Here is a 24,670-nt window from a genome sequence, read left to right as displayed (position 1 = left end):
GCACTCGATGCTGACCGCGGGCGCGTTTCCCCTTGTCGGGATCCGGCCGCGAGGCGTCGAGTGCGCGATTCGTGATTTCTGGCGCCCGGCAGCCGGGCGGCGGGGTCAGTCCTTCTTGGCGCGGTTGCGCACCTTGGCGCGCTCGTGCGCGGGCAGCACCGTCTTGCGCATCCGGACGGCCGCGGGCGTCACCTCGAGGCACTCGTCGGCGCGGCAGAACTCCAGCGCCTGCTCCAGGGAGTGGGCGCGCGCCGGGACGAGCCGCTCCAGCTCCTCGCCGGTGGAGGAGCGCACGTTGGTGAGCTTCTTCTCCTTGGTGGGGTTGACGTCCATGTCGTCGGGGCGGGAGTTCTCGCCGACGATCATGCCCTCGTACACGTCCTGGGTGGGGGAGACGAACATCGTGCCGCGCTCCTGCAGGTTGAACAGGGCGTACGCCGTGACCGTGCCCTGGCGGTCGGCGACCAGCGAGCCGGTGGTGCGGGTCTTGATCTCGCCGGCCCAGGGCTCGTAGCCCTCGAAGACGTGGTTCATGATGCCGGTGCCGCGGGTCTCGGTCAGGAACTCGGTGCGGAAGCCGATCAGGCCGCGCGCGGGCACGACGAACTCCAGCCGCACCCAGCCGGTGCCGTGGTTGATCATCTGCTCCATGCGGCCCTTGCGGGTGCCCATGAGCTGCGTGACGGTGCCCAGGTGCTCCTCGGGGACGTCCACGGTGAGCCGCTCGACCGGCTCCTGGGTCTTGCCGTCGATCTCGCGCAGCAGAACCTCCGGCTTGCCGACGGTCAGCTCGAAGCCCTCGCGGCGCATCATCTCGACCAGCACGGCCAGCTGCAGCTCGCCGCGGCCCTGCACCTCCCAGGTGTCGGGACGGTCGGTGTTGTTCACCTTGATCGACACGTTGCCGATGAGTTCCTGGTCCAGGCGGGCCTTCACCAAGCGGGCGGTGAGCTTCTTGCCCACCCGGCCCGCCAGCGGGGAGGTGTTGATGCCGATCGTCATCGAGATGGACGGCTCGTCCACGTGGATCAGCGGCAGCGGCTTCGGGTCGGCCGGGTCCGACAGCGTCTCGCCGATGTTGATGTCGGGGATGCCCGCGATCGCGACGATGTCGCCGGGGCCCGCGGACTCGGCCGGGACCCGCTCCAGGGCGTTGGTCATCAGCAGTTCGGACAGCTTGACGTTCTGGACCGAGCCGTCGCGGCGGATCCACGCGACCTGCTGGCCGCGCCGGATCTCGCCCTCGATGACGCGGCACAGCGCGAGCCGGCCGAGGTAGGGGGAGGAATCGAGGTTGGTGACGTGCGCCTGCAGCGGCGCGCCCTCGGTGTAGGTCGGGGCCGGGATCGTCTCCATGATGACCTCGAACAGCGCCTCCAGGTCCTCGGCGTCGGGCATCTCGCCGTCGGCCGGCTGGGTCCGGGACGCACGCCCGGCCTTGGCGGCGGCGAACACGATCGGGAAGTCCAGCAGGTCGGCCTGGTCGTCGTCGACCAGGTCCATGAACAGGGCGTAGACCTCGTCGACGACCTCGCTGATGCGGGCGTCCGACCGGTCGACCTTGTTGATGACCACGATGATCGGCAGCTTCTTGGCCAGCGCCTTGCGCAGCACGAAGCGGGTCTGGGGCAGGGGGCCCTCCGAGGCGTCCACCAGCAGGACGACGCCGTCGACCATCTCCAGGCCGCGCTCGACCTCGCCGCCGAAGTCGGCGTGGCCGGGGGTGTCGATGATGTTGACCGTCACCTTCCGCCCGTCGGTCATGGTGTGCTCCACCGCGGTGTTCTTCGCGAGGATCGTGATGCCCTTCTCGCGCTCGAGGTCCATCGAGTCCATGACGCGGTTCTCCACGTCCTGGTTCTCGCGGAAGGCGCCGGACTGCCACAGCATGGCGTCCACCAGCGTGGTCTTGCCGTGATCGACGTGGGCGATGATGGCGACGTTGCGCAGGTCGGCGCGAATGGGCATGCAGACTCCGAGACCTTCGGTGGATTGACGCTCAATTCTACGCGCCGAGGCCGCCGATGTGTTAATGGGCCCCACCGAGCCGGCTCCCGGGAGGCGCCGGCGCCGTGCTCAGTGGTTCTCGTCGAGCGCCTTCTTGAGGTCGTGGGGGAGCTCGGTGCCGGTCTGGACGCGGGAGTGGTGACCGGACCAGACGAAGTAGATGAGCAGCCCGATCGCCAGCCACACCAGGAAGCGCACCCACGTCTCCACCGACAGGTTCAGCATCAGGTAGAGGCAGATCAGCGCCGACACGATCGGCAGCACCGGCGAGAACGGCACCTTGAACGTCCGCGGCAGGTCGGGGCGCTTGTGCCGCAGCACCGGGATGCCGATCGACACGAGCACGAAGGCGCTCAGCGTGCCGATGTTCACCATCTCCTCGAGCATGCCGACCGGGGTGAGGCCCGCGATGAGCGCGCACACCACCGTGACGATCGCGGTGATGCGGGCCGGCGTCCGGTGCGTGGGGTGCACCTTGGCCAGGCTCATCGGCAGCAGGTTGTCCCGCGACATGGCGAAGATGATCCGGGTGGCGCCCACCAGCAGCGTCAGCACCACGGTGGTGAGGCCGGCGACGGCGCCCGCTGAGATCAGCGTGGCCATCCAGCCCTGCCCGTGGAACACGAAGGCGTTCGCCAGCGCGGCGGCCGGGTCGAGGTCGCGGTAGGACACCATGCCGGTCACCACCAGCGCGACCGCGCAATACAGGACGGTGCAGATCACCAGGGTCGCGATGATGCCGATCGGCAGGTCCCGCTGCGGGCGCTTGGTCTCCTCCGCCGTGGTGGCGACCACGTCGAAGCCGATGTAGGCGAAGAACACCAGGGACGCCCCGGCGACCACGCCGCCCCAGCCGAACGCCATCGGCGCGGCGCCGCCGAGCGCCTGCAGCAGCGGCTGCGTCCAGCCGGTGAGCGTCTCGGTGGCCTGCGGCTCGGGGACGAACGGGGTGTAGTTGGCCGGGTTGATGAACTGCAGGCCGGCGACGATGACGAACAGGACGATGAACAGCTTCAGGCCGACCAGCACCATGTTGACGCGCATGGACTCCTTGATGCCGACCGCGACCAGCATCCCCAGCACGCACACCAGCACCACGGCCGGAAGGTCGATCATGCCGCCGTAGGCGATCTGGGGCGGGATCACGATCCCGAAGTTCTCCAGCAGGACGCCGAGGTAGGCGCTCCAGCCCTGCGCGACGACCGAGGCGCCGAGGAACATCTCCAGGATCAGATCCCAGCCGATGATCCACGCGAAGAACTCGCCCAGCGAGGCGTAGCTGAACGTGTAGGCCGACCCGGACACCGGCACGGACGCCGCGAACTCGGCGTAACACATCGCCGCGAGGGCGCAGCAGATGGCCGCCAGCACGAAGCTGAGCACGATGGCGGGACCGGTCATCGTGTGCGCGACGCGGCCTGTGAGGGTGAAGATGCCGGCGCCGATGACGACGCCGACGCCGAACACCGTCAGGTCGAGCGCGCTGAGGGACTTCTTGAGCTGGTACTCCGGCTCGTCGGTGTCGGCGATCGATTGCTCGACGCTCTTGGTTCGCAGCAGGTCCATGGGGTGCCTCCAGCCCGTTTCCGCTCGCGTGCGTGTCCTTCTGGGGGACCAACTTAGGACGTGTCGAGGCCCGTGTGCGCGCCGCGTCGCGAAGTCTTCTCCGGGGCGTCCCGGGCGCGGCGGAGCCCGACCGCGAGGTGTTCGGGGCGGATCGGCGTTGTTTCGGCAATCTTGTCGGCCCGACGCCTCGACACGCTCAACACTTGCGCCCGGTGGCCTGTGTCGCCCCTCCGGGAAAAAGTGTCAGACGGCGGAGGTGAGCCGCTCGGCGATGATGCTGGACGGCGACTCGGCCAGCGACTGCGGCTCCCGGCGGTAGTCGCGCCACTCGCTGAGGTAGCGGTCGAGGCGGCCCAGGTCCATCTCGTCGAGGAGCACGTTCTCCCCGAGACCCTGGTGGCGCTCGGTGCGCTCGCGGTGCACCGCGCACGGGATGCCGAGGGCGGCGCACTCCTCCTGGAGGCCGCCGGAGTCGGTGACGACGAAGTCCGCGCGCGCCAGGACGGGCAGGAACTTCGCGTAGGGCCGCTTGTCGATGTTCGTGAACGTCTCGCTGAACAGGCCGTCCAGCCCCAGTTCGGTGATCCGCGTGCGCTCGGCGTGACCGAGCACCATGACGAGGGGGTAGTCGACGGAGCGCCGGGCGAGCAGCCTCAGGAGGTCGGAGAAGTGGTCGCCGTCGCGCAGCAGCTCGAAACGGTGCAGGGTGACGAGCCCGAAATGGTCGGGCAGATTCACGCCGTCCACCTGGTCCTTGTCGACGGAGTGCAGTGCGTCCACGACGGTGTTGGCCCCGGTCAGCACGTAGTCGCCGGGGGCTTTCGCCTTGCGGAGGTTGTCGACCTCGCGCGGCGTCGGGGCGAAGTGCATCGTCGCCAGCTTGCCGACGATGCGGCGGTTCATCTCCTCGGGGAGCGGGTTGAGGAGGTGGCCGGACCGCAGCCCGGCCTCCACGTGGGCGACGCGGGCGCCCAGGAAGCGACCGAGCATCGAGCCCAGGACGGTGGAGAAGGTGTCGCCGTGGACGACGATCGTGCCCCGCCCTCCTCCCGTGCGTAGCACCGTCTGGAGTTCGCGACGCCGGCGCAGGGCCGCGGCGCCCAGCCGCAGCATCCAGCCGGGGACCTGCCGGGAGGCGACGATGTGCCTGCGGTGTCGCTCCGCCAGGAGGTACCGGTCGGGGGTCCGCATCCGGAGATCGGCCAGGCTCTCGTCCACCCCGGTGACGTGCTGGCTGGTGCTCCACAGCTCGAACGGGACGCCGCGGTCCGTCAACTGGGTCATCACCGGTGACAGCTTGATCAACTCGGCCGTGGTGCCTGCCACGAACACAATCATCGAATTTGTCCATCTCTTGGTCCGGCGCGGTCAGCGCTACGATATCAAGGGCCCCACAGCGAGGAGTGTCGTCATGTCGTCTGTCCCGACTCTCGGGGTCGTCATGCCCGTCTACAACGAGGGCGACTGGGTTCGGCGGTCGGTCGAGGCCCTGCATCGCGCGGCCGAGCGCGCCGACCTGGAACTCGACGTCCTGGTCGTGGACGACGGCAGCACCGGCGACCATCCCCGGGTCCTGGACGACCTCGCCGACCGGGGCGACATCCGGCTGCTGCGCCAGGAGAACGCGGGACGCCTCGCGGCCCGCTCCGCCGGACTGGCGGCCCTCGACCACGATTACGTGCTCCTGCTGGACGCCCGGGTGATCCTGCATCCCGACTCGCTCGTCACCCTGGTGGAGCGGCTGTCCGAGGCCCCCGACTCCGTGTGGAACGCCCACGTCGACGTCGTCTCCCGCGGGAACCCGTGGGCGGCCTTCTGGGCGGGCATCACCAAGGTGGGGTGGCGCGCCTACTTCGCGAACCCGCGGCGCCTGACGTTCGGGACCGAGGACTTCGACCGCTACCCCAAGGGGACCGGCGCCTTCGCCGCACCGCGCCGCGCGCTGCTCGACGCCGCGGGCGACTTCTCCTCGCTGTACGAGGACGCCCGGTTCGCGTCCGACGACACCAAGCTGCTGCGGAACGTGGCGGCGTCGCATCGCATCGGCCTGGACCCGGGGTTCAGCGTGGACTACCACGGGCGGGACTCGGCGGGGCGATGGGCCAAGCAGGTCCTGTTCCGGGGGACCACGTTCGTGGACGGGTACGTCGGGACGCCGCGCCGTGCGGCGATGCTGCTCGCCGCCCTGGGCCTCGCCGTGCCCGCCGGGCTCGTGGTGGCCTGGCGCGCGCCGCGGGTCGCCGCCGCCGCAGCGGTCGCCGCGCCGGTCGCCGCGGGGGTCGCGGCAGCGGCCTCGGGTGCGACGGCGCGGGAGGCTGGTTGGGTCGGGGTGCTGCTGTGGCCCTTCACGCTCATCTTCGGGACGGGGTTCGTGCGGGGGCTCGTCATGGCGCTGCGTGGCGCCCGGCGCCGGTGAGCGACCCGCAGCCGTCGACGTCGCGGCGGGTCCTCTCGCTGGGAGTCGGCCTCGTCGTCGCGAGCCTTCTGGGCTTCATCATGCTCGGGCTGATCGCCCGCTGGCTCACCAAGGAGCAGAACGAGGTCTTCCTCGCCGTCTGGGGCGCGGTCTTCAGCTTCGGTAGCGTGATCGGGGCGACGGAGCAGGAGATCGCGCGGCAGTCCACGCTCGCGCACCTGGACGGGCGCCGGGTGCCGCGCAGCGTGCTGCAGTACACAGGGCTCGCCGTGGCGGCGTGCCTGATCGCGGTGGCGGTGTTGGCGGTCTTCCCGGGCGGGCTCCGTGTCTTCGGCGATTCACCCGTGGTGGCCGGCCTGACGGCCCTCGCCGTGATCGGTTTCGGCGCACAGTTCCTGATCCGCGGCATGTACCTGGGGAGGGCGCAGTCGGGACGCTACGTCTACCTCATCGTCGCGGAGGCGGCGCTGCGACTGGTCGCCCTCGTGGTGCTCTGCTTCACCGTGCAGCCGTCGCTGGTCTGGGCCGTGCTGGCCGTGGTGATCGGCTGCTTCGGGTGGCTCCCGCTGGTCCGCGACGGCGTCGGGATCCTCGACCCGGACGCGCCGCTGGACCCGTGGCGTTCCGTGCTGGTCCGCTGGGGGGCCCTGGCCGGCGGGAACGCGCTGTCCTCCCTGGTGCTCACGGGGTTCTCGACGCTGGTGACCCTCGTGATGGGGCCGGGGGATGGCGACGTTGTTCGCGGTGGTGACGCTGTCGCGCGTCCCGCTCGTCCTGCTCTCTCCCGTCCAGGCCATGGCCGTCCCCCTGGCGGTCGAGGCCATCCACGGGGGCCGCGTCGCGGCCCTGGGGTCCCTGCAGCGACGCGGCGCACTGCTGTTCACGGCGGCGGCGGCGTTGCTCGGCGCGGGCGGCTTCCTTCTGGGCCCGTGGGCGGTTCAGATCTTCGCCGGGCCGAGCTACCAGGCGGACCCGTGGCTCGTCGCGCTGGCACTCGGGGCGAGCGCGTTCATGGCGGGTGCCCTGCTGCAGGCGGCGGTCTTCATCGCGCTGGAGCGGCACATCCACGTGGTGACGACGTGGGCCTCGGCGGTGGCGGCCACCGTCCTGGTCCTGGTCGGGGCCCCGGGCGGGCGCGAGCAGGTGGGCCTGGCGGCCTTCGTGACCGCGTCCCTGGTCGCGTACCTCGTGTCCGGCGTGCTGCTCCGGGTCGCGCTGCGGCGCCGGTCGCAGACCGCGGCACCTCGCCCCTGACTCAGCCGCAGGCGGTGATGCGGTAGAGCGCCGCGTGGCCCTCGCGGGCGATCTCCTCGAAGCCGCGGGAGGAGGCCAGCGAGTCGAACCCGGGATAGGGATGCTCGCCACCGTGGATCTCGCGATCCCCGAAGTCCAGGGCGTACCGGACGCGTCCCTCGCGGAGCAGCGGGCACACGCCCGGGTCGGAGGCCGCTTCGTCGAGCCGGTCGGCCACGACCTCGCGCTCGGGCGTCATCCCGTAGAGCACGTGCGGCGCCGTCACCTGGCGCCCCGCCAGGCCGTAGGCCAGCGCCGAGCCGTTCCAGGGGTTGACGGCGATCGTGGCATCCGCCGGCACCAGTTCCGGCACGCGCTGCAGCAGCGCGTACTCGTCCTGGTCGATCACCGCGGAGTCCGCGGTGACCTTGTAGAGCCCCGAACCCATCTCGACGGCGTGGTTCATGTAGTTCGCCCGCTGCGTGGTGCCGGCCAGCGCGACCGCGATCGCGACCGCGAACACGGGGGCGAACCACACGGGGAGCGGGCGAACCCTGGCCCACGCCTGTTCGGTCACGCGGGTGAGCCACTCGACGCCCAGGGCGGCCAGGGGCAGGGCGAGGATCGCGAGGTTCGCCGCGAACCGATGGGCGTCCTGGTACCAGATCCCGACCAGCAGGAGGCGGAACTCAGACAGCGCCCAGCTCGCGATGACCATCCAGAACGCCACCACGGTGCCCCAGGCGGCCACCAACCACAGCATCCCGTGGCGCACGGCGGCGAAGATCCCCAGCAGCATGAAGGCGCTGACGACCCAGGCGGGCTTGTAGTAGATGGGCGTGTTGAGCAGGGCGTAGCCGAAGGCCGCCGGGGGGTCCAGCGGTGCCGGGCCCCAATCGTCCACCGCGACCGGTGGGCGCAGCACCGGCCAGGCGAGGTAGACGACGACGATGAACGCGACGGCAGCGGCGATCTGGGGCGCCGCGAACCGCCACGGGGTCGCGCCCCGCAGCGCGCGGGCGCCCTGCCGGATGGCGTAGGAGGCGGCGAGCGGCACGCCGATCAGGAGGAGCAGCATCACCACGTTGGGGTGGGCCAGCGCGAGCCCGGGCAGCGACAGTGCTCCCAGGGCGATGGCGAGGGCCGGCGAGGCCAGCGGTGCCCGGCCGAGGCCGAGCAGTTGGACGGCCAACCCCACCAGAGCCGGCAAGAGCGCCAGCCCGAGCAGGTTGGGGTAGAGCACCCCGAACTCGAGCATGAGGAGCGGGAAGGCCGTCAGGGACGCGGTGAAGACCCCGGCGGCCAGGATGGTGGCGGGGCGTGCGGGCAGGATGCTCCGCACGAGGTAGAGCGCGGTGGGGGGCCAGACGCCGATGCACACCACGGCCAGCACGGCGTTGATGGCGAAGGTGAGGTGGCCGCCGTTGCCCAGCATGACCAGCGCGGCGAGGTCGTGGAAGGCCGCGGGGTAGAAGGTCGAACCGCCGGCCGGGGTGTTGAGCGAGGCCACCGTCAGGGACGAGGCGTTACCCGTGTCCACGATGTACCGGACCGCGTTGAGATGCCAGACGTTGTCGAACGTCTGCGAGAAGGCGTCGGGGGAGTCGAAGACGTTGCGGAAGTGGCGGGCGTTGAAGGCGGCGCCGATCACCCACGCCGCCACCCACCACCAGGCGGACGCCCGGGGGGCGTCCTCGGTCTCCGGCCGGGGACGGGGCGCGGCGGCGGGGCGCGCCAGCCGACGCATCCCGAGCCTGACCAGCGCTCCCGCGGCCGCCAGGGCCAGGGCCAGGACGAGAGGGCTCCAGACCCAGGGGATGCGCAGCGCCCCCGCGGCGACGGCGCCGACCGCCACGACGGTGGTGGACGCCGCGGGCGCGAGGGCTGCTGCGGTGGCGCCCTTCGCGCCCCAGGCGCGGGTCACGAGGTATCCCGGAAGGAGAAGCAGGGCCGCGGCGATGGCAAGGCTCGGGATCAAGGCGGTCCAGGTCATGCAGACGGAGCTTTCGGTCAGGGCTGGTCGGTTTCTTCGAGACGGCCCTGCAACTTGTCGAGGCGAGCGTTGAGAAGCGTGATCTCTTCAGCCAGCATACGTGTCTCCTCTTCGAGCTTCGACGCTTCGTAGGACAAGTGCAGGCACACCCCCATCAGGAGCAGGATCGCGACGAAGAACAGCAGGTTGGCGGGCAGCACGAACCCGAGCAGGCCGGTCAACCCGGTGAGGAGCCCCGGCCAGAGCGCCAGCACGATGGTGGCCAGGCCGATGATGATCCACAGGCCCACGTACTTCTCGCGGATGCGCCCGCTGCGCAGTACCCAGATGAGGGCGATCGCTACGACGACCGCGACCGTGAGGAACGTGATGGATGAAGGCGTCATGCGGCGTCCTGGGATCGGTCGAGGCTGCGCCGTTCCCGGCGGCGGGTGCTGGCGATGAGGAGGGCGAACAGGGAGCGCAGAAGGTACACCGCCGCCTTCCAGGGGCTCGCGGAGGGGGTACCCCCCTGGCGCGGGCGCATGGCGACGGGCACCTGGGTGACCGAGTGGCCCATCCGGATCGCGGTCATGAGCGAGTCGACCGTGTCGCCCAGGTACTCGGCCGGGTAGTGCCGCGTGTACTGCCCGATCGTGCGCCGGTTGGCCGCCCGGAACCCGGAGGTGACGTCGGTGAGCTTCGTCCCGGACGCCTGCGACATCGCGCCGGCCAGCAGCAGCATCGCCCAGCGCCGGGGGCCCTTGGCCCGGTAGTTGCCCTCGCCGGCGAAGCGCGCCCCGATCGAGATGTCGGCGTCCTGCAGGCCGGCCAGGACGCGCGGGATGTCGTTCGGGTCGTGCTGACCGTCGGCGTCGACCTGGATCGCCTGGTCGTAACCGGAACGCCACGCGTACTTGTAGCCGGTCCGCAGGGCCGCGCCGACCCCCATGTTGTAGGGCAGGGAGATCACGGTGGCCCCGGCGGCCCGGGCGATGGCGGCCGTGTCGTCGGTCGATCCGTCGTTGATCACGAGCAGGTCGACCTCCGGGACGGTCTGGAGGACCTCGTGGACGGTTCCGGCGATGACGTCGGCCTCGTTCCACGCCGGCATGACCACCAGCGTGCGCGGCCGATCGTCGCGATGTTCGAGGTCATGCACGTCTCGATGCTATCCGGCCCGCTGGTGGAAGGGGGCCGCGGCGCGAGGCGCGCCGGGCAACGGGCTGCTCCAGGACCCCCAATCGGCGCTTGGTCCGACCATTCGACCGGTCGAGTCCACCATGCGGAAGGAGAGCGCCCGGATGGTGATCAATCGCGGATTCTCCTACACCTCGTAGGAGGCTAGGTGGCACGATAGAGCCATGAGCCCACGAACCATCGGTGTGACCGAAGTTGCGTTGCGCGACGCGCACCAGAGCCTCATGGCGACCCGCATGGCCATGGAAGACATGGTCGATGCCTGCGCCGACATCGACGCGGCCGGCTACTGGAGCGTCGAGTGCTGGGGCGGCGCCACCTACGACGCCTGCATCCGCTTCCTGAACGAGGATCCCTGGCAGCGCCTGCGGACCTTCCGCGAGCTGATGCCGAACAGCAGGCTCCAGATGCTGCTGCGCGGTCAGAACCTGCTCGGCTACCGCCACTACGAGGACCACGTCGTCGACAAGTTCGTGGAGAAGTCCGCCGAGAACGGCATGGACGTCTTCCGCGTCTTCGACGCCCTGAACGACCCCCGCAACATGGAGCGGGCGATGCAGGCGGTCAAGAAGACCGGCAAGCACGCCCAGGGCACCATCTGCTACACCATCTCCCCGCTGCACACGACCGAGGGCTACGTGAAGCTCGCCGGCCGCCTGCTCGACATGGGCGCGGACTCCATCGCCCTGAAGGACATGGCCGCCCTGCTGCAGCCGCAGCCCGCCTACGACATCGTGCGCGGCATCAAGGAGACCTACGGCGAGGACGTCCAGATCAACGTCCACTGCCACTCGACCACCGGCGTCACGCTGGTCAGCCTCATGAAGGCGATCGAGGCCGGCGCGGACGTGGTCGACACCGCGATCAGCTCCATGAGCCTCGGCCCGGGACACAACCCGACCGAGTCGCTGGTGGCCATGCTCGAGGGCACCGAGTACACCACCGACCTGGACATGGAGCGGCTGCTCAAGATCCGCGACCACTTCGCGAAGATCCGCCCCAAGTACGCCGAGTTCGAGTCCGCCACGCTCGTGGACACCGACATCTTCTCCAGCCAGATCCCCGGCGGCATGCTCTCCAACATGGAGAGCCAGCTCAAGGCCCAGGGCGCGGGCGACCGCATCCGCGAGGTCATGGCCGAGGTGCCGCAGGTCAAGGCGGACGCCGGCCACCCGCCGCTCGTCACGCCCTCGTCGCAGATCGTCGGCACCCAGGCGGTGTTCAACGTCCTGATGGGCAAGTACAAGGTGCTCACCGGCGAGTTCGCCGACCTGATGCTGGGCTACTACGGCGAGGCGATGGGCGAGCGCGACCCCGAGGTCATCGAGATCGCCAAGGCCCAGGCCAAGAAGGAGCCGATCACGCAGCGTCCGGCCGACCTGCTCGCCCCCGAGTGGGACAAGCTGGTCACCGAGACCGACAAGCTGCCCGGCAGCAACGGCACCTCCGAGGACGTCCTCACCTACGCGATGTTCCCGGGCGTGGCCCCGGGCTTCTTCCAGAACCGGGACGAGGGCCCCAAGAACGTGGGCAAGTCGCCCGAGCAGCTGGCCGCCGCCGCGGCCAACAAGTCCGACGCCGACCGCTCCGTCAAGGGCCCCATCACCTACAAGGTGTCCATGGGCGGTCGCGCGCACTCCGTCGTCGTGGAAAGGGCATGACAGCCATGGCCAAGAAGCCGAAGAGCATGAAGGAGCAGGCCGCCTTCGTCCAGAAGCGGCGCGCCGAGGATCGCCTCGGCGGCGGCGAGGACCGCCTGCAGAAGCAGCGGGACAAGGGCAAGCTGACCGCGCGCGAGCGCGTCGAGGCGCTGCTCGATCCCGACACGTTCCAGGAGATCGGCCTGTTCCGCCGCAACCGGACGGTCACGTTCGGCATGGACAAGCTCGACATGCCCGCCGACGGCGTCGTCACCGGCACCGGCGCGGTGTTCGGGCGCCCCGTGCACGTGGCAAGCCAGGACTTCACGGTCGTGGGCGGCTCCGCGGGCGAGACGCACAGCAAGAAGGTCGTCGAGATGATGGAGTCCGCGCTCAAGTGCGGCACCCCGTTCGTCTTCATCAACGACTCCGGCGGCGCGCGCGTCCAGGAGGGCATCGACTCGCTGTCCGGCTACGGCCAGGTGTTCTACAGCAACGTCAAGCTCTCCGGCGCGGTCCCGCAGGTGTCGATCATCTCGGGCCCGTGCGCCGGCGGCGCCGCGTACAGCCCCGCGCTGACCGACTTCATCATCCAGACCCGCAAGGCCCACATGTTCATCACCGGGCCGAGCGTCATCGAGCAGGTCACCGGCGAGAAGGTCACCCAGGACGCCCTGGGCGGGGCCGACGCACACATGGGCGTCTCGGGCGTCAACCACTTCGTGGCCGACGACGACGCCCAGGCGATCCTCATCGCCAAGAAGCTGCTGAGCTTCCTGCCGCAGAACAACACCGAGGACCCGCCGGTCATCGACGCGGATCCCTACGTGGAGCCCGACGAGCAGATGCTCGACATCGTCCCGGTCGACGGCCAGAAGGGCTACGACGTCCGCGACGTCATCGCCCGCCTGGTCGACCACCAGGACTTCCTCGAGGTCCAGGCCGGCTACGCCAAGAACATCGTGATCGGGTTCGCCCGGATCAACGGCCGTTCGGTGGGCATCGTCGCGAACCAGCCCGCCGCCATGGCCGGCGTCCTGGACATCAACGCCTCCGACAAGGCGTCGAAGTTCATCCGGTTCTGCAACGCCTTCAACATCCCGCTGGTGACCCTGGTGGACGTCCCCGGCTTCCTGCCGGGCGTCGCGCAGGAGCACGGCGGCATCATCCGCCACGGCGCGAAGATGCTGTACGCCTACTCGGCCGCGACGGTCCCGAAGGTGACGGTCGTGCTCCGCAAGGCCTACGGCGGCGCCTACCTGGCGATGTGTTCGAAGGACCTGGGCGCCGATCAGGTGTTCGCCTGGCCGACCGCCGAGATCGCCGTGATGGGCGCCGAGGGTGCCGCGTCGGTCGTGTTCAAGCGCGAGATCGAGTCCGCCGAGGATCCGGCCGCCAAGCGCGAGGAGCTCGTCCAGGAGTACAAGGACACGTTCTCGACGCCGTTCGTCGCCGCGTCCCGCGGCCTGGTCGACGACATCATCAGCCCCGAGGACACCCGCCGCAAGGTGGCGATGGCCCTGGAGATCCTGGTGAACAAGCGCGAGCTGCGTCCGGCCAAGAAGCACGGCCTCGGGCCGGCGTGATCGGGGGAGAGATGGCCGACGACGTCAACGCCGAGCTGCTGGCAGCGGTCAAGCTGCTCACCTCGCGCGTCGAGGAGCTCGAGACCGAGATCCGGGGCATCAAGCTGCTCAACGCGCAGAACGTGCCGGAGGAGACCATGGTGGCCATCGCGGCCGCCGTGGCCGCCTACCTCGGGCACCGCGCCAAGCGCCGCCAGGCGCACTTCACCCGGTCGGATTCGTGGCAGAGCACGACCCGCCGTTCCCAGCACGTCCACGCGCCGCTGCACCTGCGGTGATCCGAAAGGCAGATTCATGAAGCTGAAGGTGACCGTCAACGGCATCCCCTACGACATCGAGGTGGACGTCCAGGAGGAGGAGAAGCCGCAGGTCGGCTCCATCGTGATCGGCGGTGGGGGCGGCTCGCCCGTGCAGTCGTCCGCGACCGTGATCGCCACGTCGGCCAACGCCGTCACCGCGCCGCTGTCCGGCTCGGTCGCGCGGATCCTGGTCGAGGAGGGCGACGAGATCGAGGCCGGTCAGGTCCTCTGCGTCCTCGAGGCGATGAAGATGGAGACCGAGATCACCGCGCCGGCCGCCGGCAAGGTGGAGCGGATCCTCGTGAGCAAGGGGGACGCCGTCGCCGGCGGCGAGGCCCTCATCGAGCTCGGCTAGTTCCCAGCCGACGGCAACGGCCGCCCCCTCGCCTGGAGGGGGCGGCCGTTGTGCGTCCGCGTCGCCGACCGGGTGGGGTCAGCTGCGGTACTGCGTGTTGGCGAACTGGTCGGGGTCGGGGTACATCCGGTTGCCCGCCTCCAGAGCGTCGATCGCAGCCAGTTCGTCGGCGCTGAGCTCGAACCCGAAGATGTCGAAGTTCTCGGCGATGCGCGCGGGCGTGTTCGACTTCGGGATGGCGATGCGGTTCTCCTGGATGTGCCAGCGCAGGATCACCTGGGCCGGCGTCACGCCGTGCGCCTGCGCGATCTCGACGACGGCCGGCAGTGCGAGGTCCTCGCCCTGGCCGATCGGGCCGTACGCCTCGACGGCGACGCCGTGCAGGCGGCAGGCGTCCTGGGCCGCGCGCTGCTGCAGGGTGGGGTGGATCTCGAACTGGTTGACCGCCGGGACGATGTCGGAGCCCGAGATCAGCGCGTCCAGGTGGTGCGGCATGAAGTTCGAGACGCCGATGCTGCGCACCGCGCCGTCGGCGTACAGCTTCTCGAAGGCCTTCCAGGTCTCCGCCGCCAGGCCCTTGCTCGGGACCGGCCAGTGGATCAGGTAGAGGTCGATGACGTCGACGCCCAGCGCCGCCCGGCTGTTCTCGAACGCGGTCAGCGCGCTGTCGTAGCCCTGGTCGCCGTTGCGCAGCTTGGTGGTCAGGAAGACCTCGTCGCGGGGAGCCCGGACGCCTTCAGCGCCTTGCCGACGCCGGCCTCGTTGTAGTAGCCGGCGGCGGTGTCGATGTGCCGGTAGCCCGCCTTCAGGGCCTCCTCGGTGACCTGCTGCGTCACGTCCTCGCTGACCCGGAAGGTGCCGAAGCCGAGCTGCGGGATGTGGACGCCGTTGTTGAGTTCGATCGTGGGTTGAGCGTTCATGCCGGTCAGCCTAGTGCGGGCCGGCCGCCGGGGAGGAAGCGGTTGCCGGGGTGAGCGGACGCCGTCATGGCCGTCGTAGTCGGTGACGATGAGGTGGCCGCACAACAAGACGGCCTACTTCGCCGCGGCGGCGATCATCGCGGCACCCGCGTCGCGCGCCGGCGGTTCGAGGAGCGCGTGCGGGCGGGCATCAGATAGTCACCCCTTCGGCCCGGTGAGGGGCGTCAGCCGACCCGGTGGACCTTGTGGTTCGCGGCCTGGGCGCGCGGACGCACGATCAGGCGGTCGATGTTGACGTGCGCCGGGCGCGACGCCACCCAGGCGATCACCTCGGCGATGTCGTCGGCCGACAGCGGGTCCGGGACGCCGGCGTAGACCGCGTCCGCGCGGGCCTGGTCGCCGCCGAACCGGGTGAGGGAGAACTCCTCGGTGTGCACCATGCCCGGCGCCACCTCGCAGACGCGCACCGGGTGCCCGGACAGTTCAAGGCGGAGCGCGCCGACGACCATGCGCTCGCCGGCCTTGGCGGCGTTGTAGCCCGCGCCGCCCTCGTAGGCGGCCTCGGCGGCGGTGGAGGTGACGAACACGACGGTGCCCTCGGCGGCCTCCAGCGCGGGGAGCAGAGCCTTGGTGACCCGGGCGGCGCCCAGGACGTTGGTGTCGTACATCCGCTGCCACGCGTCGAAGTCGGCCTCGGCGAGCGGCTCCTGTCCCACGGCGCCGCCGGCGTTGTTGACCAGCAGCGCCACCCGGTCGCCGGCGACCTCGGCCAGCACCGCGACGTCGTCGGGGTCGGTGATGTCGCACGCCACCGCCACGCCGCCGATGTCGGCGGCCAGGTCGTGGACCCGGTCGTAGCGGCGGGCCGCGCAGATGACGTGGTAGCCGTCGGCCGCGAGGGCGCGCGCCGTGGCGGCTCCGATGCCGCTGGACGCGCCGGTGACGACGGCGACGGGAGCGTTCGTGGTGGTCATGCCCTCGATCCTAGGACGCCGCGACCCCGCCCGCGGGGCGCCCGCGCGGCGCCGCGACCCCGCGGGCCCGTGCGGGATGAGGCAGCCCCGCGGGTCGAGGCGGGAATAGGCGGGCCCGGCGGAATCAGTCAGGCCCCGCGGGTTCGAGTTCGGGGGCGTCGCGGTCCAGCACCCAGCGCGGGAACAGGCGGCTGCGGGCAGCGCCCCGCGGGCCGGTGCCGGATCAGGCGGCGAAGGGGAGGTCCACGAACGGGGCGGACGCGGCGTCCAGGGCGGCGACCTCGTCGTCGGTCAGGCGGAGCGTTGTTGCGGCGAGCAGCGCCGGGACCTGGGAGGCGCGCGAGGCCGACGCGATCGGCGCGGTGACGCCGCGGGCGAGCAGCCACGCCAGCGCGACGGTGGTGGACGCGACGCCGCGCGCCTCGGCGATGCCGGCCAGCGCGTCGACGACCGGCAGGCCCCCGGCGTCCAGGTAGCGCTTGGCCGCGCCGGCGCGCTCGCCGACGAGATCCGCCTCGCCGCGGTACTTCCCGGAGAGGAAGCCCGATCCCAGCGTGGAGTAGGGGAAGGACGCCAGGCCGGTCTCGGCCACCACGGGGGCGTCGTCGCGCTCGTACTCGTGGCGGCACACCAGGCTGTAGCGGGTCTGGATGGCGGCCGGACGCGGCAGCCCGAGCGCGTCGGCGGTCGCGATCCAGGCGCGCAGCCGCTCGGGGAGTAGTTGGACAGCCCGATCGCGAGGATCGTGCCGTCGGAGACGAGGCCGCCGAACGTGCGGACCTGGTCCTCGATCGGGGTGTCCGGGTCGTCGCGGTGGGCGTAGTAGAGGTCGATCCGGTCGGTGCCCAGCCGCTCCAGCGCCTCGCGCACCGACGCCTTCACCGTCGCGTCGCCCAACCCGTGCCGGGCGGCGAGCGAACCCGTCTTGGTGGCGACCACGACGTCGTCGCGGTTGCCGCGCGAGGCCATCCAGGCGCCGATGATCCGCTCGGACTCCCCGCCGGCGTTGCCCGGCTTCCACGCCGAGTACACGTCGGCGGTGTCGACGAACGACCCGCCTCCGGCGGCGAAGGCGTCCAGCACCTCGAAGGAGGCGTCGCGGTCGGCCGTCCAGCCGAAGGGGTTACCGCCGAGGTTGAGCGGGAGGATGTCGCGGTCGATGCCGTGGATGCGTGCCATGGCAGCCAACCTAGGACACCGTTCGGGACGCCGTGGGTGCGCGTCCGCTGGGCGGCGCCGCGCGGCGGGCGACGACTCCTGCGGCCCGTACGCCCAGGCCTGGGCGACGGCTCCTGCGGTCCCCTATGCCCAGGCCTGCGCGATCCGGCTGCTCACCCCGATGCCCAGACGCCCCCGTTCGGGTCAGTTGCCCCCGTTCCTACGTGGGCAACTGACACAAGCGGGGGCGGCTCGCCACAAGCGGGGGCGGCTGCAGGCCACCAACCTCGGCCTGCTGTGCGAGCACATCACCTCGGGCGCGGGCCACGACGCGGGGGAGATCGCCGCGCTCAGCCCCGCCGGCATGGTCTTCGTCCCCGGCCTCTACGACGGCATCAGCCACAACCCGCGCGAGTACTCCACCCCCGAGGCGTGCGCCGACGGGATCAACGTGCTGCTGCAGGCCGTCCTGGAGTTGGCCAACGAGGAGCACCGGCCCGGCGCCTGACGCCTCGGCCGGCCGCCGGGGCGGGGCCGGTGAGGGCCTCCGGGCCCGGCGCCGGGTATCGCCGCGGCGGCGGGCGGGGCTATACCCTGTGGCGCATGCCTGCCGCAGACGCACGGATGCTCGAGGTCGACGGCCCCGACGGCCCCCGCACGGTCAAGCTGTCCAGCCCCGACAAGGTGCTCTGGCCGGCCACGGACGCGGGACCCGCGGTCACCAAGGCCGACCTGGCCGACTACCTGCTCGCGGTCGCCGAACCGTTCCTGCACCTGAACGGCGACCGGCCCATGACGCTGCAGCGGTTCCCCGAGGGGATCGAGGGCGAGGAGTTCTTCTCGAAGCGGCCTCCGCGCGGGGCGCCGTCCTTCCTGCGCACCGTCACCTGCACCTACCCCTCCCGCCGCCGGCACGACCAGTTGGTGTTCGACGAGCCGGCCTCGCTGGCGTGGGCGGCCCAGATGGGCACGATCACGTTCCACCCGTGGCCGGTCCGGACCGCGAACCTCGACAACCCCGACGAGTTCCGCATCGACCTGGACCCCCAGCCCGGACGCGACTTCCGCGACGCGGTCGAGGCCGCGTTCGCGCTGCGCGAGGTGATGGCCGAGGTCGGGCTGACGGCGTACGCCAAGACGTCGGGCAACCGCGGCATCCACGTGTACGCCCGGATCACGCCCGACCACGAGTTCCAGGACGTCCGGCACGGCGTGATCGGGGTCGCGCGCGAGCTGGAGCGTCGGCTGCCCGACCTGGTCACCAGCAGTTGGTGGAAGGAGGAGCGCGGGGAGCGGGTCTTCGTCGACTTCAACCAGGCCAACCGCGACCGCACCATCGCCGGGGCCTACTCGCCGCGTCCGCTGCCGTGGGCGCCCGTCTCCACACCGCTCACCTGGGACGAACTGCGCGAGGCCGACCCCACGACCCTGACCGTGCGCACCGTGCCCGCGCTGCTCGCCGAGCGCGGGCACCCCTGGGCCGACATCGACGAGCACGTCGGGAGTCTGGACGGCGCGCTCAAGCTCTGGGACGCCGACCTCGGGCGCGGGCTGGGCGAGCTGAACTTCCCGCCCGACTACCCCAAGATGCCGAACGAGCCGCCCCGGGTCCCGCCGAGCAAGCGCAAGGCCGACCGGCCCACCGAGGAGTACCTGGCGCCCAAGGCCGAGCGGGACGCCGAATGGCACATGCCGATCGTGCCGCCGTTCGGGCCGATGCTGGCCAAGCTGGTCAAGGAGTTCCCGAAGGCCGACGTGCTGTTCGAGCCCAAGTGGGACGGCTTCCGCACGATCATCTGGCGCTCGGGCGACCAGGTGGAGCTGGGCAGCCGCAACACCCGGCCGATGACCCGCTACTTCCCCGAGCTCGTCGAGGCGGTGAAGGCCAACTTCCCCGACCCGGCCTGCATCGACGGGGAGATCATCATGATCGACCCCGAGTCCGGCGACCGGCTCAACTTCGACCTGTTGCAGCAGCGGATCCACCCCGCGGCGTCCCGGATCAAGAAGCTCAGCGAGTCCTGCCCCGCCAGCTTCGTCGCCTTCGACCTGCTGGCGCTGCGCGACACCAACGTGGCGGAGAAGCCGTTCAAGGAGCGCCGCGCCCTGCTCGAGGAGGCGCTCGCCGACGCCGAGCCGCCCATCCACCTCACCCGCGCCACCCACGACCGCGAGCTGGCCCGGGAGTGGTTCACCCGGTTCGAGGGCGCCGGCCTGGACGGCGTCATCGCCAAGCCGCTGGACGCGCCCTACGCCGAGGACAAGCGCGTCATGTACAAGATCAAGCACGAGCGGACGGCCGACTGCGTGGTGGCCGGCTACCGGCTCTACCGCGACGAGCCGGACGCGATCGGCTCGCTGCTGCTCGGCCTGTTCACCGCGGAGGGGAACCTCAACTCGGTCGGCGTGATCGGCGCGTTCCCGATGGCGCGGCGCAGGGAGCTCTTCGAGGAGCTGCAGCCGCTGGTCACCGGCTTCGAGGGCCACCCGTGGAGCTGGGCGGCCCCCGCCGACGACCTGCCCGACAACCGCGATCAGTCGTTCCCCCGGACGCCGACCGCCGCCGCGCACTCGCGCTGGAACGCCAAGAAGGACCTCTCGTTCACGCCGCTGCGTCCCGAGCGGGTGGTGGAGGTGCGCTACGAGCACATGGAGGGCGAGCGCTTCCGGCACACCGCCCAGTTCTCGCGGTGGCGCCCCGACCGGACGCCCGAGTCGTGCACCTACGAGCAGTTGGAGGAGCCCGTCAGCTACGACCTGGCCGACGTGCTCGGCACGGCGGACTGACGGGTGGTGACGGCGGTCGGCCCGTCCGCCCCGGACGCCGGCGGACGCGCGACGCCGCGGCCCTTCCCGGACGCCGCTCGCCGCGCCCGGCTCGCGCGCCGGCACGCCCTGCACCCCGACCACCGGGTCGGAACCCCCGCGGAGGCGGCCGCGGCGGCCGTGGCGCTGCACGGCACCGACCTGCCCTCGATCCACCTGGCCTACGCCGCCCGCGCCCGCGACCCGCATCCCGAGACGATGCGGCGCGCGCTGGAGACCGACCGCGACCTCGTCGTGCTGCCGGCCATGCGGCGCACCCTGTTCGCGGTCCCGCGCCCGCTGCTCCCCGCGGTGCTGGGCAGCGTGTCCGCGCGCACCGCTGCCGGGCAACGCTCGGCGCTGATCCGCGACCTGGAGCGGCACGGCGCGGCCGAGGACGGCGCGGCCTGGATCGCCGCCGCGACCCGGGCGGTGCTGGCCGCGCTCGCCGACGGCGTCCCGCGCGGCACGGCAGAGGTGCGCGCCGCCGTCCCCGCGCTGGCCGCGCGCACCACGGTCGGGCCGGACGCGCGCCGCTGGGAGACGCCCCGCTCGTTCGCGGCGCCGCTGCTGGGGATGCTGACCGCCGAGGGCGTCCTCGCGCGGGGACCCAACGACGGCGGCTGGCGCAGCCATCGGCAGTGCTGGACGCCGGCGTCCGCCTGGCTGGGGGAGCCCACCACCGCGCTGGAGCCGCGCGCGGGGTACGCCGCGCTGGTGCGCGGGTGGCTGGGCTCGTTCGGGCCGGGCACCGAGGCCGACCTGGTCTGGTGGCTGGGCGCCACGAGGACGGCCGTCCGGGCCGCGCTGGAAGACGTGGCCGCCGTCGCGGTCGCGCTGGACGGCGGCGCGGTCGGCTGGGTGCTGCCCGGCGACGAGGAGCCCGACGCCGACCCGGGACCCTGGGCGGCGCTCCTGCCGCCGCTGGATCCGCTCACGATGGGCTGGCGCGACCGGGCGTTCCACCTGCCGCCCGACGTGGCGCCCCACGCCTACGACACCGTCGGCAACGGCACGTCCACCGCCTGGGTGGACGGCCGGATCGTCGGCACGTGGGTCCAGGACGCCGCGGGCTCGGTCGAGGTGTTGCCCCGCGTCCCTCTCACCCGCGCCGAGCGTGGCCGACTGGACCGGGAGGCGGCCCGGCTCTCCGGCTACGCCGCGGGGCTGGTCGTGCCGAACCCCTACGCCGGACGCCTCCGCGCGGGCGAGCCGCTGCCCTGACCTGCGGCTTCCGCATGGCGCCTGACCTGCGGCTCCCGCATGGCGCCGCCGCCCCGACCGCGGCTTCCCCACAGCGCCGCCACCCGACCGGCGGCCGGTCAGTCGATGGCGAGCCTGACCTCGGGGCGGTGGCCCAGGACGTTGCGCAGCAGCGTGACCAGGGTCGGGTCCAGGCGCAGGGGGCTGATCTCGCGCAGGCGGCCGCGCTCCAGGGTCAGGCTCGAGCCCGAGGCCCACATCACCTTCGAGATCTCCTTCACCTGCCCCTGGGTGACGAGGGCGGCCGACCGCCCCGTCCCGACATCGGTCAGGGTGCGCAGCCGCCGCTTGGGCCGGACGGGGTGGTCGGGCCCGACGTGACTCGCCTCCCGCAGCGAGCGTTGCGCCTTGTCGCTGACCCACAGCTGGCCGTCGGTGTCGGCGAGCATCGCGTCCACGACGGTCGAGGACGCGTTCGGGCGTCCGGTCGCCCGCGCGGACGCCCGCATCCGCTCCAGCCGGGCCGGGTCCGCCAGCAGTTCGCCCAGCTTCCAGCCGATCGTCGACTCGTAGTTGTTGCGGACGGCGGCGCCCTGCTCCAGCAGGTAGTCGCTGTTGCGCACCTCCTGCCCGGGGATCGGGTTGATCAGTGCCATGGGCAGGCCGGCGGCCATCGCCTCGGAGGAGGACAGCCCGCCGGGCTTGCCGACGAAGATCGCCGCCACGCGCATCAGGTCCGGCATCGCGGTGGTGTACCCCAGGACGCGGAAGCGGTCGGTGTCCTCGCCGACGAGGGCGTCCACCTGCTGCTTGAGGTCGGCGTTGTGGCCGCACACCACGACGGCCTGGAAGGCCTCGGCGCGCGCCTGCATCTGCTGCACGATCCGCAGGGTGTAGCTGCCCCCGGCGGCGCCCGCGGAGATCAGCAGCACCGGCGCGTCGTCGCGCAGCCCGAAGCGCCGCAGCACGGCCGCCCGGTCCACGGGCGCCCGAACTCGTGGCGCACCGGGATGCCCGAGGCGGTGAGCCGGTCCGCGGGGAAGCCCGCCGACATCAGGTACTGCCGCGACTCCTCGCGCGCCAGGAAGATCCGGGAGAACGTGTTGGTGATCCACAACCCCTGCACGTCGTAGTCGGTGGTGACGATGGCCATCCGGGTGAAGAGGTCCTGGGACGTCTGCAGGTTGGCGACGATGCGGGCCGGCAGGAAGTGGGTGGCCAGCACCAGGTCGGGGGAGAAGTCCGTGATCCTGGCGACGGTCTCGGTCGTGTTGATCTGATCCCACCACGGCACGCGACTGCCGAGCTGGAAGGGGCCGTCGGCCTGGTCGTACCCCCACCCGACGAGCCACGGAGCCTTCGCGACCATCTCGAAGTAGCCGTCGTCGTAGACGGCCCGGTAGAACTCGGGCGTGGTCGTGAGGACGTCCAGCGTCCTGACCTCGGCGACCTCGGGTCGGTGGGTCAGGATGCCCTGCAGGGCCGCGGCGGCGCTGTTGTGGCCGGCACCGACGCCGGCGCTGAGGATCATGACCCTGCGTTCCATCGGGGCAGCCTAACCGGGACGCCGGCCGTGCGGGAGGCGGTCGCCGGGCGGCGACGCCCCCGCCCGAGGCGCCAGGACGCCCGCCGGACGATGCCCGGGGGCGTGGGCTGCTGCTGGCCGCAGTTCGTGGCCCGCGCCGGCGGGCGCAGCGATAAACTGCCGCCATGACCTACAAGCTCATCCTGCTGCGCCACGGCGAAAGCGAGTGGAACCAGAAGAACCTGTTCACCGGCTGGGTGGACGTCGACGTCAACGAGAAGGGCGCCGGCGAGGCCAAGCGTGCCGGCGAACTGCTCAAGCAGGAGGGCCTGCTGCCCGACAAGCTGCACACCTCGCTGCTGCGCCGCGCGATCCACACCGCGAACGTCGCGCTCGACGAGGCCGACCGGCACTGGATCCCCGTCGCGCGCTCCTGGCGCCTCAACGAGCGCCACTACGGTGCGCTGCAGGGCCTGAACAAGTCCGAGACGCTGGAGAAGTACGGCGAGAAGCAGTTCATGGAGTGGCGCCGCAGCTACGACGTGCCGCCGCCCCGCTGGACAAGGACGCCGAGTACAGCCAGTGGAACGACCCGCGCTACGCGGACGTCCCCGAGGACGAGCGCCCCCAGACCGAGTGCCTGGCCGACGTGGTCGTGCGGATGCTGCCCTACTGGGAGTCCGACATCAAGCCCGACCTGGCCGAGGGCAAGACCGTCCTGGTGACCGCGCACGGCAACTCGCTGCGCGCGCTGGTCAAGCACCTGGACGACATCTCCGATGAGGACATCGCCGGGCTCAACATTCCCACCGGAATCCCGCTGGTGTACGAACTCGACGAGAACTTCAAGCCGATCCACAAGGGCGGCCGTTACCTCGACCCCGACGCCGCGGCGGCGTCCATCGAGGCCGTGAAGAACCAGGGCAAGAAGTAACACCCACACGAACAAAACGCTCGGCTGGACAAGAATCCGGCCGAGCGTTTGTTTCGTTGTGGAGGCGCGCGCTCCAGGCGATTCCCCGGACGCCTCGCGTGCGCCCGAAGAGGTTAGGCGATGGTCCAGTTCTCGCCCTCGGGCTGCATGCCCGTGACGATGTAGATGACCCGGCTGCCCATCAGGACGGCGTGGTCGGCGATCCGCTCGTAGTAGCGGCCCAGCAGGGCGCAGTCGACGGCGGCCTCGACCCCGTGGTCCCAGTTCTCGTCCAGCAGCAGCCGGAACTGGTGGGTCCGCAGGTTGTCCACTTCCTCGTCGTCGTCGGCCATCTTCTCGGCGTCCAGGACGTTGCGGTCGCGCAGCGTCCGGCCGGCGATCTGGACCATCTCCTCGGCCAGGGTCGCCATGCGGCGGAAGTTGGGCTGCATCGACTCGGGCACCGCCGGACGGGGGTAGCGCATCCGGGCGATCTTCGCGATGTGCGCCGACAGGTCGCCCATGCGAGCGAGGTCGGCCACCATGCGCAGAGCCGCGATGATGGTGCGCAGTTCGCCCGCGACGGGGGACTGCCGGGCCAGCAGCGTGAAGCAGCGGCCCTCCAGGTCGTCGTGCAATTGGTCGAGCTCAGCATCCTCGCCGATGACCTTCTCGGCCAGGGCGAGATCGGCGTCCAGGAGCGACCGGGTCGCGTCCTCGACGGCGTTGCTGACCTTCTCGGTCATCGTGACGAGGTCGTCGACGACCGACGACAGCTCCTCGTGGTAACTCGCGCGCATCGCTGCGTTCCTCTCCTGACGTGATCGTGGGACGGCGTCGACCCCCAACACTACGGTTCGCCGAAAGCTTAGGCCCGCCGCTGGGCCAACGCCGGGTG

20 protein-coding genes and 3 pseudogenes are annotated in these 24,670 nt (G+C 71.3%); 10 read left to right on the top strand and 13 right to left on the bottom strand.

Annotation, left to right across the window (positions count from 1 at the left end):
- Positions 1-105 precede the first annotated feature (105 nt).
- From typA to G7070_RS04865, 3 genes are all read right to left on the bottom strand, one after another.
- A complete protein-coding gene (gene typA, locus G7070_RS04875; protein ID WP_166232414.1) occupies positions 106-1,968 on the bottom strand; it encodes a translational GTPase TypA in 1,863 nt (620 codons plus the stop codon).
- 108 nt (positions 1,969-2,076) lie between these two features.
- A complete protein-coding gene (locus G7070_RS04870; protein WP_166232412.1) occupies positions 2,077-3,573 on the bottom strand; it encodes an amino acid permease in 1,497 nt (498 codons plus the stop codon).
- A 243-nt stretch (positions 3,574-3,816) separates the two neighbouring features.
- Complete coding sequence (locus G7070_RS04865; protein ID WP_166232410.1) at positions 3,817-4,899, bottom strand: UDP-N-acetylglucosamine 2-epimerase; 1,083 nt, start codon at positions 4,897-4,899, stop codon at positions 3,817-3,819.
- Between the two features lie 85 nt (positions 4,900-4,984).
- On the opposite strand from G7070_RS04865, the gene G7070_RS04860 reads away from it, so the two are divergent.
- Both G7070_RS04860 and G7070_RS04855 read left to right on the top strand, forming a co-directional pair.
- A complete protein-coding gene (locus tag G7070_RS04860) occupies positions 4,985-5,989 on the top strand; it encodes a glycosyltransferase family 2 protein (protein ID WP_166232408.1) in 1,005 nt (334 codons plus the stop codon).
- A gap of 726 nt (positions 5,990-6,715) precedes the next feature.
- Entirely contained in the window at positions 6,716-7,243 is a 528-nt protein-coding gene (locus G7070_RS04855) for a hypothetical protein (RefSeq protein ID WP_166232406.1), read from the top strand.
- A 1-nt stretch (position 7,244) separates the two neighbouring features.
- Here the strand turns inward: G7070_RS04855 and G7070_RS04850 are convergent, their stop codons facing one another.
- The 3 genes from G7070_RS04850 to G7070_RS04840 are packed head-to-tail and all read right to left on the bottom strand — an operon-like array spanning position 7,245 to position 10,356.
- Positions 7,245-9,215 carry a DUF6541 family protein gene (locus G7070_RS04850; RefSeq protein WP_166232404.1) on the bottom strand — a complete coding sequence of 657 codons (1,971 nt, stop codon included), beginning with the start codon at positions 9,213-9,215 and terminating at the stop codon, positions 7,245-7,247.
- Between the two features lie 17 nt (positions 9,216-9,232).
- Positions 9,233-9,601 (bottom strand): DUF2304 domain-containing protein, encoded by a 369-nt coding sequence (locus G7070_RS04845; protein WP_166232402.1) that lies wholly within the window; start codon positions 9,599-9,601, stop codon positions 9,233-9,235.
- The gene (locus G7070_RS04840; protein ID WP_246227351.1) at positions 9,598-10,356 is read right to left on the bottom strand and encodes a glycosyltransferase family 2 protein; all 759 of its coding nucleotides are present in this window, start codon (positions 10,354-10,356) and stop codon (positions 9,598-9,600) included. Before G7070_RS04840 ends, G7070_RS04845 begins: the two co-directional genes overlap by 4 nt.
- A 202-nt stretch (positions 10,357-10,558) precedes the next feature.
- On the opposite strand from G7070_RS04840, the gene G7070_RS04835 reads away from it, so the two are divergent.
- Genes G7070_RS04835 through G7070_RS04820 form a run of 4 tightly spaced genes read left to right on the top strand, consistent with a single transcriptional unit; the run spans position 10,559 to position 14,274 of the window.
- Positions 10,559-12,055 (top strand): methylmalonyl-CoA carboxytransferase subunit 5S, encoded by a 1,497-nt coding sequence (locus tag G7070_RS04835; RefSeq protein ID WP_166232400.1) that lies wholly within the window; start codon positions 10,559-10,561, stop codon positions 12,053-12,055.
- A gap of 5 nt (positions 12,056-12,060) precedes the next feature.
- On the top strand, positions 12,061-13,620 hold the full coding sequence (locus tag G7070_RS04830; RefSeq protein WP_166234978.1) for an acyl-CoA carboxylase subunit beta: 1,560 nt from the start codon (positions 12,061-12,063) through the stop codon (positions 13,618-13,620).
- Between the two features lie 11 nt (positions 13,621-13,631).
- The gene (locus tag G7070_RS04825; RefSeq protein WP_166232398.1) at positions 13,632-13,898 is read left to right on the top strand and encodes a hypothetical protein; all 267 of its coding nucleotides are present in this window, start codon (positions 13,632-13,634) and stop codon (positions 13,896-13,898) included.
- Positions 13,899-13,914: 16 nt separating this feature from the next.
- Positions 13,915-14,274: a biotin/lipoyl-containing protein gene (locus G7070_RS04820; protein ID WP_166232396.1), complete on the top strand. Its 360-nt coding sequence runs from the start codon at positions 13,915-13,917 to the stop codon at positions 14,272-14,274.
- 78 nt (positions 14,275-14,352) lie between these two features.
- On the opposite strand, the pseudogene G7070_RS04815 reads toward G7070_RS04820, so the two are convergent.
- From G7070_RS04815 to G7070_RS19175, 4 genes and pseudogenes are all read right to left on the bottom strand, one after another.
- Positions 14,353-15,194, bottom strand: a pseudogene (locus G7070_RS04815) (aldo/keto reductase).
- A 224-nt stretch (positions 15,195-15,418) separates the two neighbouring features.
- On the bottom strand, positions 15,419-16,168 hold the full coding sequence (locus tag G7070_RS04810) for an SDR family NAD(P)-dependent oxidoreductase (RefSeq protein ID WP_166232394.1): 750 nt from the start codon (positions 16,166-16,168) through the stop codon (positions 15,419-15,421).
- Between the two features lie 223 nt (positions 16,169-16,391).
- On the bottom strand, positions 16,392-16,799 hold the full coding sequence (locus G7070_RS19180; protein WP_250645992.1) for an aldo/keto reductase: 408 nt from the start codon (positions 16,797-16,799) through the stop codon (positions 16,392-16,394).
- 140 nt (positions 16,800-16,939) lie between these two features.
- A pseudogene (locus G7070_RS19175) lies at positions 16,940-17,347 on the bottom strand (aldo/keto reductase); the annotation flags it as partial.
- Between G7070_RS19175 and G7070_RS04800 the strand changes: the two are divergent.
- The 3 genes from G7070_RS04800 to G7070_RS04790 all read left to right on the top strand — a co-directional run bounded on the left by G7070_RS04800 (position 17,346) and on the right by G7070_RS04790 (position 21,355).
- The gene (locus G7070_RS04800; RefSeq protein ID WP_246227349.1) at positions 17,346-17,834 is read left to right on the top strand and encodes a M20/M25/M40 family metallo-hydrolase; all 489 of its coding nucleotides are present in this window, start codon (positions 17,346-17,348) and stop codon (positions 17,832-17,834) included. The pseudogene G7070_RS19175 and the gene G7070_RS04800 sit on opposite strands and share 2 nt — an antisense overlap.
- 95 nt (positions 17,835-17,929) lie before the next feature.
- On the top strand, positions 17,930-20,113 hold the full coding sequence (locus G7070_RS19535) for an ATP-dependent DNA ligase (RefSeq protein ID WP_166232391.1): 2,184 nt from the start codon (positions 17,930-17,932) through the stop codon (positions 20,111-20,113).
- A gap of 6 nt (positions 20,114-20,119) precedes the next feature.
- The gene (locus G7070_RS04790; RefSeq protein WP_166232389.1) at positions 20,120-21,355 is read left to right on the top strand and encodes a winged helix DNA-binding domain-containing protein; all 1,236 of its coding nucleotides are present in this window, start codon (positions 20,120-20,122) and stop codon (positions 21,353-21,355) included.
- 98 nt (positions 21,356-21,453) lie between these two features.
- On the opposite strand, the gene G7070_RS04785 is transcribed toward G7070_RS04790, so the two are convergent.
- Positions 21,454-22,317 carry a glycosyltransferase gene (locus tag G7070_RS04785; RefSeq protein WP_166232387.1) on the bottom strand — a complete coding sequence of 288 codons (864 nt, stop codon included), beginning with the start codon at positions 22,315-22,317 and terminating at the stop codon, positions 21,454-21,456.
- The gene (locus G7070_RS04780; RefSeq protein WP_166232385.1) at positions 22,257-22,880 is read right to left on the bottom strand and encodes an MGDG synthase family glycosyltransferase; all 624 of its coding nucleotides are present in this window, start codon (positions 22,878-22,880) and stop codon (positions 22,257-22,259) included. Before G7070_RS04780 ends, G7070_RS04785 begins: the two co-directional genes overlap by 61 nt.
- Positions 22,881-23,044: 164 nt before the next feature.
- Here G7070_RS04780 and G7070_RS04775 point away from each other — a divergent pair.
- A pseudogene (locus tag G7070_RS04775) lies at positions 23,045-23,793 on the top strand (phosphoglyceromutase).
- A 113-nt stretch (positions 23,794-23,906) separates the two neighbouring features.
- On the opposite strand, the gene phoU reads toward G7070_RS04775, so the two are convergent.
- On the bottom strand, positions 23,907-24,572 hold the full coding sequence (gene phoU, locus G7070_RS04770) for a phosphate signaling complex protein PhoU (protein ID WP_166232383.1): 666 nt from the start codon (positions 24,570-24,572) through the stop codon (positions 23,907-23,909).
- Positions 24,573-24,670 lie beyond the last annotated feature (98 nt).

Origin of the sequence: Propioniciclava coleopterorum, from assembly GCF_011393335.1 — a bacterium.
Lineage (GTDB): Bacteria > Actinomycetota > Actinomycetes > Propionibacteriales > Propionibacteriaceae > Propioniciclava > Propioniciclava coleopterorum.
Note: the sequence above shows the minus strand (reverse complement) of the source record. Positions and strands in the feature narration are given on the sequence as shown.